The following is a 15,013-nucleotide window of genomic DNA, read 5'->3' as shown; positions in this document are numbered from 1 at the left end:
CCTGTTCCACGAGGACGCCTGGTCGGAAACGCTCCGACCCGCGTGGTACCACCTCGCTTGCCCACCATGATTCGGTCGGCCGCTCGTTCTTTGGCTGTGACGGGCCAGACCCGTTCGGTTCTACTCGGCCCGCTCGCGCGTGCGTTTCTTCCGAAGACTCACCGGTGATAGCCGGATCACTGTCATGTGACACCCATGTTATCCGACATCGGCACGGCATGGCCTCTTTGCACCCGTACCCTGGTCTGATGCCCGGATCCACTCAGACCCCCGCCTCCGTCAATCGATGGGTCTTCTGGCCCGCCGCCGTGATCGTCGTCGCGTTCGCCGCATTCGCCATGATCGTGCCGGATGCCGCCGAGGCGGCTTTCGCCGCCGTTCAGTCGAGCATCGTGAAGAACTTCAACTGGTACTACGTGCTGATCGCCGCGTTCTTCGTGGCCTTCTGCCTCTATCTCGGATTCAGCCGCTACGGCGATATCAAGCTCGGAAAGGACGATGACGAGCCGGAGTTCTCGATCGGCTCATGGCTGTCGCTGCTCTTCGCCGCCGGAATGGGTATCGGCCTGGTCTTCTACGGGGTCAGCGAGCCCCTGAGCCACTTCGCGCATCCCCGTCCCGGTGTCACCGGATCCGACATCGAGATCGCCCAGCAGGCGATCTCGCAGACGTATCTGCACTGGGGCGTCCACGCCTGGTCGATCTACGTGGTCATCGGATTGGCGCTCGCCTACGCGATCCACCGCCGCAACCGGCCCGTCTCCATTCGCTGGACGCTCGAGCCGATCCTGGGCCGACGCGTGCGCGGCGGGTGGGGAAACGCGATCGACGTCGTCGCCCTCGTCGGAACCCTCTTCGGAGTGGCGACGTCGCTCGGGCTCGGTGTGCTGCAGATCAGCGCGGGGCTCGAAGAGGCGGGGCTGCTCGAGGCCTCCACGCTCATCAACGTGATCATCATCGTCGTGATCACCGGCTTCGTCCTGTTCTCGGTGCTGTCGGGCGTCGGGCGCGGCATGAAATGGCTGTCGAACATCAACCTCGTGCTCGCGGCCCTGCTGGTCGTCTTCATCCTCATCGTCGGCCCCACCCAGTTCCTTCTGCGCGACTTCGTGCAGTCGCTCGGAAACTACGTGCAGAACTTCGTGGGCATGTCGTTCACGGTCAACGCATTCACCGGCGAGGCCGGAGAGGCCTGGCAGGCCAGCTGGACGACGTTCTACTGGGGTTGGTGGATCTCGTGGGCGCCGTTCGTCGGGATCTTCATCGCCAGGATCTCGCGCGGTCGCACCGTGCGCCAGTTCGTCACCGGAGTCATCCTGGTCCCCACCCTGATCACCTGCCTCTGGTTCTCCGTGCTCGGCGGCACGGCGCTGTACATGCAGCTGTCCGGCGAAGCCGACCTCGTGGGCGCGGATGGCGTCGTCGATGTCGAGGGTGCCCTGTTCTCGATGCTCGGCAACCTGCCCGGCGGTTCGGTGCTCACCATCGGCGCGATCGTCCTCATCGCCGTGTTCTTCATCACCTCTGCCGACTCCGGGTCGCTGGTGATGGGAATGATCGCGTCGGGTGGTCAGGTCGAACCACGCAAGTGGATCAGGGTCTTCTTCGCCTGCGTGACCTCGCTGCTCGCGATCGCCCTTCTGCTCTCCGGTGGTCTCGAGGCCCTCAAGACGGCGGCGATCATCATCGCGCTCCCCTTCTCGATCGTGATGCTGTTGATCTGCTGGTCGACGGTCGTCGCGTTCTCGCGGGAGCGACGAGCCTACGACCGGGCACAGCGCGCGGCGTTCGTGGAGCACGTCGGCGACTTCTACGGACTCGAGGTCGAGGCGCCTCTGGAGCGCGAGCCCGCGGGCGGCCTCCGGGCGCTCTTCCGGCGGCGAGGTCGAACGCCCACCGCCGCACCGGAGAAGCGCGCGGAGCAGGAGGGCGAGACGATTAGCCCGGAGTCGGCGCCGAGCTCGCCAGCATCGCCCGAGTGATCTGAGGGCTGCGAGGCGGCACGCTCCACACGATGGGTACCTCGCGCATCACGAGCACGCTGTCGAGCCGGGCGCTGCCCTCTGGCAACGCGTCGAAGAACGACGATTCGACGTTCAGGAGCCGCCCCGGCTCGACGGCCCAGTGCTCGGTCTCGAGCGTCAAGCCGTCGAGCCCGTCCGAGCGTCGTCGCGGCGACCAGCCGGTCGAGCCCGCGCGAAAGAACGCCGAGGCGTCGTCGACGGTCGAGAAGAGCCGGCTCCTCCATTCGGAGACCACGGCGACATCGGCCGACACCCTCAGATCCGACGCGGAGAGTTCGACCCGGATGCGATTGGGCGTCTCTGAGCCGGTGAAGCGCGCGTGCCGGTGGACCCCGGGGAACAGCCGCCCTCCGACCGCCACGGGAACCCAGGAGGCACTGTGTCGCACGGGAATGTAGACGCCCTGCCGCGTACCGCCCTCGTCGTCCCACTCCACGGCGATGCGGTGGGCCGCGTTCTCGGCGCCCCACCCGAGCGCCCGCGGCATCCACGGCGTTCGCATGTCGGCGAGCCTGATCAGACAGACCCCGGCCACGGCGGAACCATTGACAAGCTGAGGCCGGAGGCCTCTGGGAAGCAGATCGGCGGCGACAGACGGGTCGAGGGCGTAGTTGATGAGCAGCCGGCGTTCGATCACGGCCGTGAGTGAGGGAAGGAAGTAGCTCATGCGCGGGCCTCGTTCGTGGTCGTGGGTGTGACCTTCTGGATGCCTCGGAGAACGATCTGCTCGGGGCAGACGGCCGAGAGGAAATCGCCGACCGACAGCGCGAGTCTGTCGCCGACAAGAGAGTAGAGAATGCGGTTGGCGTCGCGCCGCTCCGACACGAGCCCCGCCCCCTTCAACACCGAGAGGTGCCGAGAGATTGTGGGCCCCGACACGGGAAAACGACCGGCGATATCACCGGCGGCCAACTCGCCGTCTCGCAGCTCCTGCAGGATCTGCCGCCGGATCGGAGAACTCAGCGCGGTGAAGACGTCCGAGGTCGAATCGTCATTTCGCATATTCGCAATATAGCACTGATGCTAATTAGCTCGATAGCTATTCTTTGATAGAGCCGGACATGGTTTGTCATGGCATGCGCGGCACGGCGGCGACCAGGGCCTTGGTGAACGGGTGCTGCGGGTTCTGGAAGACCCGATCGGTCGAGCCGCTCTCGACGACGCGCCCACCCTGCATCACCAGTACCTCGTCGCACAGCTGAGCGACGACGGCGAGGTCGTGCGAGACGAACACCAGGGCGACGCCGAGGTCACGGCGCAGCGTATCCAGAAGGTCGATGATCGTCGCCTGAATAGAGACGTCGAGTGCCGACACCGGCTCATCGCACACCAGGATTCGCGGATCCGACGCCAGGGCGCGTGCGATCGCCACCCGCTGCCTCTGCCCGCCCGACAGCTCGTGCGGCCGCCGACCCTCGAGAGACGCGTCGAGGCCGACACTGTCGAGCAACTGCCGGATGCGCGTGGCCCGGCCGCCGGCGGACGCATGGCGAGCGTCACCGCGCAGTCCCTCCGCCACGATGCGTGCCACGGTGTAGCGCGGGTCGAATGAGCCGAGTGGATCCTGGCTGATGAACTGGATGTCGCCCCGCCGAGACCGACGACGTCGTTCCGGCACACCGCTCCACGCACGACCGTCGAGGGCGACCTCTCCGCGGTCGGGCGTGTCGAAGCCGAGCAGCAGCCGCGCGAGCGTGGTCTTGCCCGAGCCGGACTCCCCCACCACGCCGACCGCGGCGCCGGCGCGCACCGTCAACGACACATCGTCGACCGCCGAGCGCACGCCGCCATCGGGACGACGGAAATCGCGCCCGAGGCCCGTCGCCTCGAGAACGACCTTGTGCACGATGGGCGCAGAGCCGATAGGCGAGACGTCAACGGGCGAGCCGCCGACGGGCGACGCCTCCGCGCCCAGGCACGGGGCCGCAGCCAGGAGCATGCGCGTATACGGGTGCCGTGGACGGGAGAGGACCTCGGTCGTGACACCCTCCTCGACGATGCGCCCGTCTTTCATGACGGCGACCCGGTCGGCGAGACCGGAGACGACGGCGAGATCATGACTGATCACGATGATGCCCAGCCCGTCGGCGCGCAGTCCGGCGAGCAGGTCGAGCACCTGGGCCTGCACGGTGACGTCAAGCGCGGTCGTCGGTTCGTCGGCGATGAGGATGCCTGGCTCGCCCGCGAGCGCCGAGGCGATCAGGGCCCGTTGCCGCAATCCGCCCGAGAGCTCGTGCGGATACTGCCGTGCCCTCTCCTCGGGCTCCGGCACGGCGACCCGACCCAGCATGCCGGTGACCCTGTCGGCGATCCCGGCCCGAGACATCCGCCCGCCGGAGCCGCGGGCACCGTGGATCTCGATGACCTCGGCGACCTCGGCACCGACCCGGCGCAGCGGGTCGAGCGAGACGAGGGCATCCTGGCTCACCAGGCCCACACGCGCTCCGCGTATGCGTCGCCAGTCGCGCTCCGAGTGGCTCCGCGCATCGACCCCGTCGATGACGAGCTCGTCGACATCGACGGAGGCGCCCTCGGGAAGCAGCCCGAGAAGCGCCCGCGCCGTCAGGGTCTTGCCGGAGCCGGACTCCCCCACGATGGCGAGGCACTCGCCGGCCGCCACAGAGAGCGAGACGGAGTCGACGACGACCGCCTGGCCAAAACGCACCGTCAGCCCCGAGACCCGAACGACCTCGCGATTCTCGGTCATGCTCGCCCCTCGCCGGCTCGACGCAGGCGCCGACCCACCACCGTGGCCGACACGACGGTCAGTGTGATCAGCGCGCCGGGGAAGAACGCGACCCACCAGGCCTGGCCCAGCAGATTGCGGCCGCCCGAGAGCAGGAGTCCCCATTCCGGCGTCGGATCCTGCGGCCCGAGGCCGAGAAAGCTGAGGCCGGCCGCGGCCACGATCGTGGTTCCGATTCCGATGGTGGCGATGACCCCCAACGGACGCAGCGTGTTGGGCACGATATGCGAGACGGCGACGCGCAGCGGGTGTACCCCCAGGCCCCGAGCGGCCTCCACGTAGCCGGAGCGGCGGACGACGAGCGTCTCGGCTCGCGCCACCCTGATGTAGGCGGGCACCGCAGCGACTCCGACGGCCGTGGCGACGTTGATCGGGCCGGGGCCGAGAACGGCGATGGCGAAGAGTGCGAGGAGGAACTCCGGGAAGGCGAGCAGGATCTCGACGCCGCGCATCGCGATGCCGTCGACGAACCGAGGGGCGAGACCCGCCAGCGTGCCGACGACGATTCCGGCGATCAGCGCGGCCGCGGTCGCGCCGGCGCCCACGCCGAGTGAGTAGGAGGCGCCGTAGACGACGCGGGTGAACACGTCACGGCCCGTCTGGTCGGTGCCGAACGGATGACCCCATGCCGGCGGCTGCAGTATCTGAGTGGTGTCGGTCGTGAGGGGATCGAGCGGCGTGAAGATCCACGGCGCGACGGCCATCGCGGTGACGACCACGAGAAAGAGCACCGCCGCGATCAGGCCGACCCTGTCGCGCACCCTGCCCCTCATCGCGCACCCCGGATAGCGGTCGTGGGCGGTGCGATGCGCGGATCGATCGCCCGGTAGGCGAGGTCGACCAGGAGATTGACGAGGACGAAGACGATTGCCGTGAAGACGATGACCCCCATCACCACCGGGAGATCGCGATTGGTGATGGCCGCGAGCGCGACCCGGCCGAGACCGGGGCGTGCGAAGACCGATTCGACCACGACAGCACCGCCGAGAAGCGAACCCACGATGTACCCCGCCAGAGTCAGAGCGGGAATCGACGCGTGCCGTAGCGTGTGCCGCAGGACCAGTCGTGAGGGGCCCGCACCGCGTGCCCGGGCCGTGGTGGCGAAGGGCTGCGCTTCGGCGTCTTCGAGCCCCGTCCGCACCACCTGTCCGAGAATTCCGGCGACCGGCAGCGCGATGGTCACGGCGGGCAGAACGAGGCCCTGGATGCCGTCTGCGCCGGCCACCGGAAACCAGCCGAGCCCGAACGCGAAGATGCTGAGCAGCACGAGGCCGATCCAGAACGGAGGCGAACTGATGGCCAGCAGCTCGAGCACCGAGACCGCTCCTCTCGCTCCGCGTCCGTGCACGAGCACCGCGCCGACGAGGGCGATGACCACGGCGATCGCCAACGAGGCAGCCGCCAACTGCAGCGTGTATCCGAGCTGCTGTCCGATCACCTCGGTCACGGGAAGTCGGAGCTGATAGCTGGTGCCGAGATCACCCCGAACGAGGCGACCGAGGTACGAGAAATACTGGGCGATCAGGGGCTGGTCGAGTCCGAGATCCACCCGGATCGACTGCTTGAGCTCGGGCGACGCCTGGGCGGAGACGCCGAGCATCACGTCGACCGGGTCGCCGGGAACCAGCTTGAGCACCAGGAATGCCGCTGTCGCCGCACCCCAGACGACGACCAGCATCCCCGCGACGCGCGCGAGGATGCGCCGGAGTACCATGCCCCGCACTCTATGTCAGCCCGGACTACTTCGTGAGCGAAGCCCCGGAGAAGAGCGGCCACCCGTGGATGTCGACCTCGATGCCCCTCACCTTGTCGCTCGAGGCGAGGATGTACTCGGGCACGTAGAGAGGCACGATCACCGCGTTCTCCGCATTCCACTGCTGCAGCTTCGTGTAGAGCTCCGCGCGCTGCGTTGTGTCGGTCGTGGCGACCGCCGAGGCCAGCGTCGCATCGATCTCGGGATCGCTCAGATGCGACGCGTTCTGGTAGCCGCCCGTTCCGAGGTGGCTGCGCAGCACATCGGCGTCGGCCGAGAGGAAGCCCCAGTCGGTGAGGTCGTAGTCTCCGGCGAGGTAGGCGTCGAGGTACGCGCCGGGCTCGAGCTGATCGTGCACCACCTCGAAGCCGATCTTCTTCAGTCCGTCTTGAATCAGGTTCGCGAGGTTGGCGTTGTCCTCGTTCACCGGCGTGTACGAGATCCACCGTGCACTCAGACGCTTGCCGTCCTTCGTGCGGTAGCCATCGGAGTCGCGCTCGGACCAGCCCGCGGCATCCAGTGCGTCGTTCGCCGCCTCGGCGTCGAACGATGTGCTTTTCTCGAGGGCCGCGTCGTAGGAGTCGGGTGTCGTGGGCCCGAGAATCGAGTACGCGCGCTTGTAGGTGTCGCTGAAGACCGCCTTCACCGCCGCATCGAGGTCGAAGCCGTCGGAGAAGGCCCTGCGCACGGTGACGTCGGAGAAAACCGGACGAGTGACGTTGAGGTAGAGCGAGTACGGCACACCGGGCGACTCGGTCGACGTGACCGTGAAGTTGTCACCGATCTGCGTCAGGCTCGACGGAGCCGTGTCGCCGATCACATCGACCTGGCCCGATGTCAGTGCGCTGGTGCGTACCGAGCTTTCCGGCAGGATCTTCACGTCGAGCTCGTCGATGCTCGCCGGCCCCTGCGCCGTCGCACCCTCGGGAGCCCAGTTGTAGTCGGGGTTCTTCGTGTAGACGAGCTCGCTGCCGGGGGTGTACTTCGACAGGATGAAGGGCCCCGATCCCACGGAGATGCCCGGGCCGCCCGCCTTCAACTCGCTGGCATGCTCGGCGAGCACCTTGGGAGAGTAGAAGCCCAGTTGCACCGACGCGGCGTTGGCGAGGAAGGGCGCGTACGGCTGCGAGAAACTGACCCGAACAGTGCTGGGGTCGATCACCTCGGTGCCGGCGTAGTACTCGCCGCCGATGAGGCTGGATGCCTGGGCCGATTCGGTGGCCGGGTCGACGATGTGATCGAAGTTGGCCTTGACCGCGGCAGCATCGAACTTCTCGCCGTCGGAGAAGGTGACGTCGTCGCGCAGGGTGAAGGTGTACTGGAGCTGATCGTCGGACACCTGCCACGCGGTGGCCAGCCAGGGAACGATCGTGCCGTCGGGCTTCTGCGACACCAGGGAGTCGAAGACGGGCCGCTGCAGGATCGCGTTGATGTCGAGCTGCGACGAGTGCACGTCGAGGTGACCCACCGGGTCGACGTCGACTCCGAAGGAGATCGTGCCACCCTGGACCTTCTCTCCCGTGCCCGCGGGCGCGGAGCAACCGGCCAAGACCAGGGCGGCGCTGACGACGAGCGCGAGGGAACCTGCGATGCGGAACGATCCGGGGCGCGAAAACATGATGAACTTCTCTCGGGTGGGGATGCCTCGATCGCGAGACGCACGTTCTAGCCTAGGCCGTTTTAAATAGACTCAGCCCAACAAAGCGAAGACGAGACAGGATGTGCCCATGACGGATGCGCCGCGCGCGACGAGGGGGCGGCCCCGCGTGGGATCGCCGGCACTCCTCGAGGAGGCCGCCTTCGAGCTCTTTCTCGAGAATGGTTACGCCGGCACGACGGTCGAGCAGATCAGCACTCGCGCCGGCGTGAGCCGCAACACCTTCTTCAACTACTTCACCGCCAAGAGCGACGTCTTCTGGGTGGGACTCGACGCCAGCATCGATCGCGTCGCCGCCTCTCTCGACGTGTCGAGCGGGGGCGGCGACGCGCGATCGACCGAAGCGCTGCGCGACTCTCTGCTGCGCGCCGCAAAGCTGCTCGGCCCGTCCGACGTGCCCTGGGTGCTCACCCACTTCGAACTGATCGGCAGCACGCACGAGGTCATGGCCTCCGCGATCGGTCGGGCCACGCGTCTGTCGAGCGTCATCGAGCGGGGTCTCGGCGACTCCGCCCCCGCCGCCGTCTCCCGAAGTCTGGCGTTCGCCTGCGTCGCCGCCGTCGTCGCGGCCATGACGAGTTGGGCCGAAGCCGGCCCCGGCCGAGGCTCGCTCGCTCCGCATCTGGAACAGGCGCTTTCGCCCGTTCTCACCGGGTTCACCGCGCCGTAGCGCCACCCGTCAGGTCGCGGAGTGCGACTCGAGGAACTCGTAGATCTCGAGCGTGTCGACGCCCGGGAACTCTCCCTGCGGCAGCGGCGACAGAATGTGGGCGTGCAGCCTCGCGCTGGGCCAGGCCCTGTCTCTCCAGCGTTCGGCGAGGTCGTCGTCCGGCCGACGGCAGCACGACTCGTCGGGGCAGCGGGACTGCGCTCGCACCGCCGTGTCTCTGCCTCGGAACCACTTCGCCTCGGCGAACGGCACGCCGACGCTGATCGAGAATTCGCCGGCGTCGGTCTTTCCCGTCTGGGTCGCGCACCAGAACGTTCCGCCCGGAGTATCCGTGTACTGGTAGAACTCCGTCGTGCGGTTGGTGCGGTGCAGCGCGGCACGAGATGCCCAGAAGCGGCACACGAGCTGTCCCTCGATCGCACCCGTCACATCCATCGGCAGCGCGAGGCCGTCGTTCTCGTAGGCCTTCTGAATAGCGCCATCGTCGGCGACGCGCAAGAAGTGCATCGAGAGGCCGAGCTGCTCTGTGCTCAGGTTGGTGAGCCGCAGCGCCGCCGCCTCGTGGGTCACCCCGAAGGCGTCGCGGAAGTCCTCGACGGAGAGGTCGCGGCGCTCCTTCGCCGCGCGTAGGAATCGCACGGAGGCGTCGTGCGGCATCAGGCAGGCGGCAGCGAAATAGTTGATCTCGAGCCGCTGCTGCAGAAACTCGGCGTAGCTCTCCGGGGGCTGATGTCCGAGAAGCCTGTGCGCCATCGCCTGCAACGCCATCGAGCGAAGACCGTGGCCTCCGGGAATCGAGGCCGGCGGCAGGTAGATCCGCCCGTTCTCGAGGTCGATGACGGAGCGTGCCGAGTGGGGCAGATCGTCGACGTGGATGAGGCTGAATCCGAGACTCTCGGCGAGCAGGCTCACACTGCGATGGGTCAGCGCTCCTCCGACATGGCCGACCTTCGCGAGCGCATCCGAGGCGATCTTCTCTATCTCGGGCAGGTAGTTGTTGCGCTCGCGCATTCTGAGACGCAGCTCCGTGTTCGCTCGGCGGGCCTCCTCTGGCGTCGCGACCGCGCGATTCGCGCGGCGGATGAGTTCGCGATGCAGGCCCACCAGCGACTCGAGCGTCTCCGTGGGCAGGCTGCGCGACGCAGGAACGACGGGCAGGCCGAGCGACGCGTAGAGCGGCCCACGCTGAGCCCGCGACAGTTCGATCTCGAGGGCGGTGCGGGCATCCGGCGCATCGCCCGAGAGAAGATCGGCCAGCGGCACGCCGAGTTCTTTCGCGACGTTCTGCAGCAAGGCGAGCCGAGGCTCTCTGCGTCCGTTCTCGACGAGGGAGAGCTGGCTGCCCACGACACCGACTCGCGCGCCCAGTTGGTCGAGTGTGAGTCCGGCCTGTTTGCGATGGTGCCGGATGCGCCGGCCCAGCGTGATCAGATCGGTTTCGGCGGCCACATTGCCCTCCTGTCAAGATCGGCGCTTCTTTGCGCGCGATTTTCTCAAATCTACGCCGCTTGTCGCTCAATCTGGAGATACCGAAGGATTTTCTTCCTCGCAACCAGACCGACGCATCCATTCACAGGAGAATCATGACGCTGCTCGCACCGAGGACCGCATCACCCCGCACCACACCCAACCCCGAGATCGCCGACTGGGTCGACGGCATCGCTCGGCTCACGACGCCCGACGAGGTCGTCTGGGTCGACGGATCGACCGCGGAATGGGACCGACTGACCAAGGAGATGGTCGCCCAAGGAACGTTGATCCGGTTGAACCCGGAATGGCGACCGAACAGCTTTCTCGCGCGCAGCGACCCCGCCGACGTGGCCCGGGTCGAGGATCGCACCTTCATCTGCTCTGTCGATCCCGACGACGCCGGTCCGACGAACAATTGGCGCGATCCGTCGATCATGCGCCTCGAGCTCTCGGAGCTCTTCTCTCACAGCATGCGCGGCCGCACGATGTACGTGGTCCCGTTCTCCATGGGCCCGATCGGCGGCGCGCTGTCGCAGTTCGGCGTGCAGATCACGGATTCGCCCTACGTCGTCGCGAGCATGGCTCTGATGACGCGCATGGGCGACGCAGCGCTCGACGCGATCACGCCCGGGACTCCGTGGGTACCCGCCCTGCACAGCGTCGGCGTTCCCCTGATCGACGACGACGAAGTGCGACGTGATGACAGCCCGTGGCCGCACAACGACACGAAATACATCTGCCACTTTCCCGAGACCCGCGAGATCTGGTCGTTCGGCTCGGGCTACGGGGGCAACGCGCTGCTCGGCAAGAAGTGCTTCGCCTTGCGCATCGCCAGCGTGATGGCCCGCGACGAGGGCTGGATGGCCGAGCACATGCTGATCGTGCGCGTCACCTCGCCCGAGAACAGGGTGTTCCACCTGGCCGCCGCATTTCCCTCGGCCTGCGGCAAGACCAATCTCGCGATGCTGGCACCCTCGATCCCGGGATGGACGGTCGAGACCATCGGCGACGACATCGCCTGGATGCGCCCCGGTGCCGACGGCAGGCTCCGCGCGATCAATCCCGAGCGGGGCTTCTTCGGCGTCGCGCCGGGAACTGGACCGTCGACCAACCCCACCGCCACGCAGACGATCTGGGGAAACACGATCTTCACGAATGTCGCCCTGCGCGACGACGGAGATGTGTGGTGGGAGGGCCTGACCGACACGCCGCCGGCCCACGCGACCGACTGGGAGGGCAACGACTGGACCCCCGCATCCGGTACTCGCGCCGCACACCCCAACGGACGCTTCACCGTGACGGCCGATCAGTGCCCGTCGATCGCCGACGATTGGAATGCGCCGGATGGCGTCGTCATCGACGCGATCCTGTTCGGTGGTCGTCGCCCCAGCACCGTGCCTCTCGTGTCGCAGGCGGCGTCGTGGAAGCAGGGCGTCTTCATGGGCGCCACCATGGCCTCCGAGACGACCGCCGCGGCCACCGGCGAGGTGGGGCGGCTGCGTCATGACCCCTTCGCGATGCTGCCCTTCGCCGGTTACAACATGGCCGACTACTTCGCCCACTGGATCGCCATGGGCGAGCAGCTCGGAGACAAGGCGCCGCAGATCTTCTCCGTGAACTGGTTCCGCACGGACGCCGACGGCCGGTTCGTCTGGCCCGGATTCTCTGAGAACGCTCGGGTCATCGAGTGGATCGTCGGGCGTCTTCAGGGCGACCTGGAGGCACGCTCGACCCCCATCGGAGGCCTTCCCCTCGCGCACGAACTGAATCTCGACGGGCTTTCTCTCAGCGTCGACGAGATCCGGGGAATCATCGATCTCGACACGGCGGCCTGGCGTCGCGAGGCCCGGGCGATCGCCGAGTACTTCGACTCGTTCGACGACACCCGGTTCCCCCTCGAGCTGCGACGAGAGCTCGATCTATTGACGCGCGAGCTCGGCCCCGACCAGGCGTCGAGCTGAAGCGGCGGCGGGGAGAGTATCCTTAGGGGCTGACATTCAGGCACCTCACCACCGACACGGTGCCGCCCATAACAAAGGACTCCCCGCCGTGACCGACTCCGTGCCCTCCTCCATTCCCGCGAAGCCCGTGCTCGAGGGGCTCGAGAGCAAGTGGGGAGAGACCTGGGAAGACCAGGGCACGTACCTCTTTGACCGCGACGCGGCGACCCGCGAGGGCGTCTACTCCATCGACACTCCCCCGCCGACGGCATCCGGTTCGCTGCACATCGGGCACGTCTTCTCGTACACGCACACCGACGTGATCGCGCGGTTCCAGCGCATGCGCGGCAAGAGCGTCTTCTACCCCATCGGGTGGGACGACAACGGCCTTCCCACCGAACGGCGCGTGCAGAACTACTACGGCGTGCGGTGCGACCCGTCGCTGCCCTACGAGGCCGACTTCACACCTCCCTTCGAGGGCGGCGACAACAAGAGCTCGAAGGCCGCAGATCAGAAGCCCGTCTCGCGTCGCAACTTCATCGAGCTCTGCGAACGACTCACCGTCGAAGACGAGAAGCAGTTCGAGGCGCTGTGGCGCGAACTCGGCCTGTCCGTCGACTGGACCCAGACGTACCGCACGATCGGCGACGAGTCGCTCCGAGCGAGCCAGCTGGCCTTCCTCGGCAACGTCGAGCGCGGCGAGGCGTATCAGGCCATGGCTCCGACCCTGTGGGACGTGACGTTCCGCACTGCCGTCGCCCAGGCCGAGCTCGAAGACAAGGAGCAGCCGGGCGCCTATCACCGGCTCGCGTTCCACGGCCCCGCCGGCGACATCTTCATCGAGACGACCCGCCCCGAACTGCTTCCCGCCTGCGTGGCTCTCGTCGCCCATCCGGACGACCCCCGGTACGCCGATCTCGTCGGCACGACCGTTCGCTCGCCCCTCTTCGACGTCGAGATCCCCGTGGTCGCCCATCACCTCGCGCAGCAGGACAAGGGTTCGGGCATCGCCATGATCTGCACGTTCGGCGATCTCACCGACGTGATCTGGTGGCGCGACCTCGACCTGCCCATCCGCGCCGTGATCGGCTTCGACGGCCGTCTCATCTCGGATGCGCCGCTGGCGATCACGTCGGAGGGCGGCAAGGCCGCGTACGCCCAGCTCGCCGGCAAGACGGTCTTCTCTGCCAAGCAGACGATCGTCGAGCTGCTCCGCGAGTCCGGAGAGATGATCGGCGACCCGAAGCCCATCACGCACCCCGTGAAGTTCTTCGAGAAGGGCGACAAGCCCCTCGAGATCGTGTCGACCCGCCAGTGGTACATCACCAATGGCGCCCGCAACGAAGAGCTGCGCTCTCGTCTGCTCGAACTCGGCAATGAGATCTCGTGGCACCCGGAGTTCATGAAGGTGCGCTTCGACAACTGGGTCGGAGGCCTCACCGGAGACTGGCTGATCTCGCGCCAGCGCTTCTTCGGCGTGCCCCTGCCCGTCTGGTATCCCCTCGACGCCGACGGCAACCCGGTGTTCGACCAGCCCATCTTCCCCGACGCGTCGTCGCTGCCCGTCGACCCGTCGTCGGATGCGGCGCCCGGCTACGACGAGAGCCAGCGCGGCGTCGCCGGCGGGTTCCAGGGCGAGGTCGACGTGATGGACACCTGGGCGACCTCGTCGCTCACCCCGCAGCTCGCGGGCGGGTGGAAGCGCGACGAAGACCTCTTCGAGCGCGTCTACCCCTTCGACCTGCGACCCCAGGGCCAGGACATCATCCGCACCTGGCTGTTCTCCACCCTGCTGCGCGCCACCCTCGAAGACAATGAGAAGCCGTGGAAGCACGCTGCGGTGTCGGGGTTCATCGTCGACCCCGACCGCAAGAAGATGTCGAAGTCGAAGGGTAACGTCGTCACGCCCGCCGATGTGCTGAAGCAGCACGGCTCCGACGCCGTGCGGTACTGGGCGGCGTCGAGTCGCCTCGGCACCGATGCGGCTTTCGACCCGCAGAACCCGACCCAGATCAAGATCGGCCGCCGACTGGCCATCAAGATTCTGAACGCGGCGAAGTTCGTCTACGGCTTCGAGCTGCCCGCCGGCGAGCACGCCGTGACGCACCCCATCGACCTGTCGATGCTCACCTCGCTCGACGCCGTCATCACCACGGCCACGGATGCGTTTGCGAACTACGACCACGCCCGGGCGCTCGAGACCACCGAGTCGTTCTTCTGGACGTTCTGCGACGACTACCTCGAGCTGGTCAAGGAGCGCGCCTACAGCGAGGCCACCGAACCCGCGGCCCGCGCGTCGGCGGTCCTGGCGCTGCGCGCCGCGACCGACGTGATGCTCCGTCTCTTCGCGCCCTTCCTGCCATTCGCCACCGAGGAGGTCTGGTCGTGGACGCACGACGGCTCGGTGCACGTCGCCCCCTGGCCCACCACGACGCGCGACGCCCCCGGCGTGCCGGCCGACGGCATCCCCTCGAACGAGACCCTGCTGCAGCTGGCAGGCCAGGCTCTGATCGGCATCCGCCGGGCCAAGACCGACGCGAAGGCCTCGCAGAAGACGCCCGTCGCATCCGCCGTGATCGCCGCGCCCGCCGAGACCATCCAGATCCTCGAGACGGCGGCCGACGATCTGCGCGCCGTGGGAAAGATAGAGCATCTTACCTTCCGCGCGGGCACTGAGCTTGTCGTCGAGGACATCGTCTTCGCGCCCGATAGTCTCGCCTGAGACAGCGTTGTCGCACACCCTAGGAGCAACA

11 protein-coding genes are annotated in these 15,013 nt (G+C 67.4%); 4 read left to right on the top strand and 7 right to left on the bottom strand.

Annotation, left to right across the window (positions count from 1 at the left end; genetic code table 11):
• Positions 1–248: 248 nt before the first annotated feature.
• A complete protein-coding gene (locus ASF79_RS05385) occupies positions 249–1,982 on the top strand; it encodes a BCCT family transporter (protein WP_055852620.1) in 1,734 nt (577 codons plus the stop codon).
• Here ASF79_RS05385 and ASF79_RS05380 read toward each other — a convergent pair.
• The 6 genes from ASF79_RS05380 to ASF79_RS05355 all read right to left on the bottom strand — a co-directional run bounded on the left by ASF79_RS05380 (position 1,939) and on the right by ASF79_RS05355 (position 8,141).
• Positions 1,939–2,691: a DUF2071 domain-containing protein gene (locus tag ASF79_RS05380; RefSeq protein ID WP_055852616.1), complete on the bottom strand. Its 753-nt coding sequence runs from the start codon at positions 2,689–2,691 to the stop codon at positions 1,939–1,941. The two genes, ASF79_RS05385 and ASF79_RS05380, sit on opposite strands and share 44 nt — an antisense overlap.
• The gene (locus tag ASF79_RS05375) at positions 2,688–3,026 is read right to left on the bottom strand and encodes a metalloregulator ArsR/SmtB family transcription factor (protein WP_055852613.1); all 339 of its coding nucleotides are present in this window, start codon (positions 3,024–3,026) and stop codon (positions 2,688–2,690) included. The genes ASF79_RS05380 and ASF79_RS05375 overlap by 4 nt, the downstream gene beginning before the upstream one ends.
• 67 nt (positions 3,027–3,093) lie before the next feature.
• Entirely contained in the window at positions 3,094–4,731 is a 1,638-nt protein-coding gene (locus ASF79_RS05370) for a dipeptide ABC transporter ATP-binding protein (protein WP_055852610.1), read from the bottom strand.
• Positions 4,728–5,531: an ABC transporter permease gene (locus ASF79_RS05365; protein WP_235500647.1), complete on the bottom strand. Its 804-nt coding sequence runs from the start codon at positions 5,529–5,531 to the stop codon at positions 4,728–4,730. Before ASF79_RS05365 ends, ASF79_RS05370 begins: the two co-directional genes overlap by 4 nt.
• A gap of 8 nt (positions 5,532–5,539) precedes the next feature.
• Positions 5,540–6,484 carry an ABC transporter permease gene (locus ASF79_RS05360; protein WP_055852604.1) on the bottom strand — a complete coding sequence of 315 codons (945 nt, stop codon included), beginning with the start codon at positions 6,482–6,484 and terminating at the stop codon, positions 5,540–5,542.
• Between the two features lie 25 nt (positions 6,485–6,509).
• Complete coding sequence (locus ASF79_RS05355; protein ID WP_055852601.1) at positions 6,510–8,141, bottom strand: ABC transporter substrate-binding protein; 1,632 nt, start codon at positions 8,139–8,141, stop codon at positions 6,510–6,512.
• A gap of 109 nt (positions 8,142–8,250) precedes the next feature.
• On the opposite strand from ASF79_RS05355, the gene ASF79_RS05350 reads away from it, so the two are divergent.
• Positions 8,251–8,850: a TetR/AcrR family transcriptional regulator gene (locus tag ASF79_RS05350; protein WP_082495685.1), complete on the top strand. Its 600-nt coding sequence runs from the start codon at positions 8,251–8,253 to the stop codon at positions 8,848–8,850.
• 9 nt (positions 8,851–8,859) lie between these two features.
• Here ASF79_RS05350 and ASF79_RS05345 read toward each other — a convergent pair whose 3' ends face one another.
• Entirely contained in the window at positions 8,860–10,299 is a 1,440-nt protein-coding gene (locus tag ASF79_RS05345) for a helix-turn-helix domain-containing protein (RefSeq protein ID WP_055852594.1), read from the bottom strand.
• Between the two features lie 134 nt (positions 10,300–10,433).
• On the opposite strand from ASF79_RS05345, the gene ASF79_RS05340 reads away from it, so the two are divergent.
• Complete coding sequence (locus ASF79_RS05340) at positions 10,434–12,281, top strand: phosphoenolpyruvate carboxykinase (GTP) (RefSeq protein WP_082495684.1); 1,848 nt, start codon at positions 10,434–10,436, stop codon at positions 12,279–12,281.
• Between the two features lie 88 nt (positions 12,282–12,369).
• Positions 12,370–14,982 carry a valine--tRNA ligase gene (gene valS, locus ASF79_RS05335; RefSeq protein ID WP_055852590.1) on the top strand — a complete coding sequence of 871 codons (2,613 nt, stop codon included), beginning with the start codon at positions 12,370–12,372 and terminating at the stop codon, positions 14,980–14,982.
• Positions 14,983–15,013: the final 31 nt, after the last annotated feature.

The organism is Agreia sp. Leaf335 (assembly GCF_001423605.1).
In the GTDB taxonomy this organism is placed as follows: domain Bacteria; phylum Actinomycetota; class Actinomycetes; order Actinomycetales; family Microbacteriaceae; genus Agreia.
This window is presented reverse-complemented; position numbering and strand designations above follow the sequence as displayed.

What these genes read in the sequence shown, in the direction of transcription:
- ASF79_RS05385 (WP_055852620.1), top strand. Translation starts at nt 249, where the DNA reads ATGCCCGGATCCACTCAGACCCCCGCCTCCGTCAATCGATGGGTCTTC.
- ASF79_RS05380 (WP_055852616.1), bottom strand. Translation starts at nt 2,691, where the DNA reads ATGAGCTACTTCCTTCCCTCACTCACGGCCGTGATCGAACGCCGGCTG.
- ASF79_RS05375 (WP_055852613.1), bottom strand. Translation starts at nt 3,026, where the DNA reads ATGCGAAATGACGATTCGACCTCGGACGTCTTCACCGCGCTGAGTTCT.
- ASF79_RS05370 (WP_055852610.1), bottom strand. Translation starts at nt 4,731, where the DNA reads ATGACCGAGAATCGCGAGGTCGTTCGGGTCTCGGGGCTGACGGTGCGT.
- ASF79_RS05360 (WP_055852604.1), bottom strand. Translation starts at nt 6,484, where the DNA reads ATGGTACTCCGGCGCATCCTCGCGCGCGTCGCGGGGATGCTGGTCGTC.
- ASF79_RS05355 (WP_055852601.1), bottom strand. Translation starts at nt 8,141, where the DNA reads ATGTTTTCGCGCCCCGGATCGTTCCGCATCGCAGGTTCCCTCGCGCTC.
- ASF79_RS05350 (WP_082495685.1), top strand. Translation starts at nt 8,251, where the DNA reads ATGACGGATGCGCCGCGCGCGACGAGGGGGCGGCCCCGCGTGGGATCG.
- ASF79_RS05340 (WP_082495684.1), top strand. Translation starts at nt 10,434, where the DNA reads ATGACGCTGCTCGCACCGAGGACCGCATCACCCCGCACCACACCCAAC.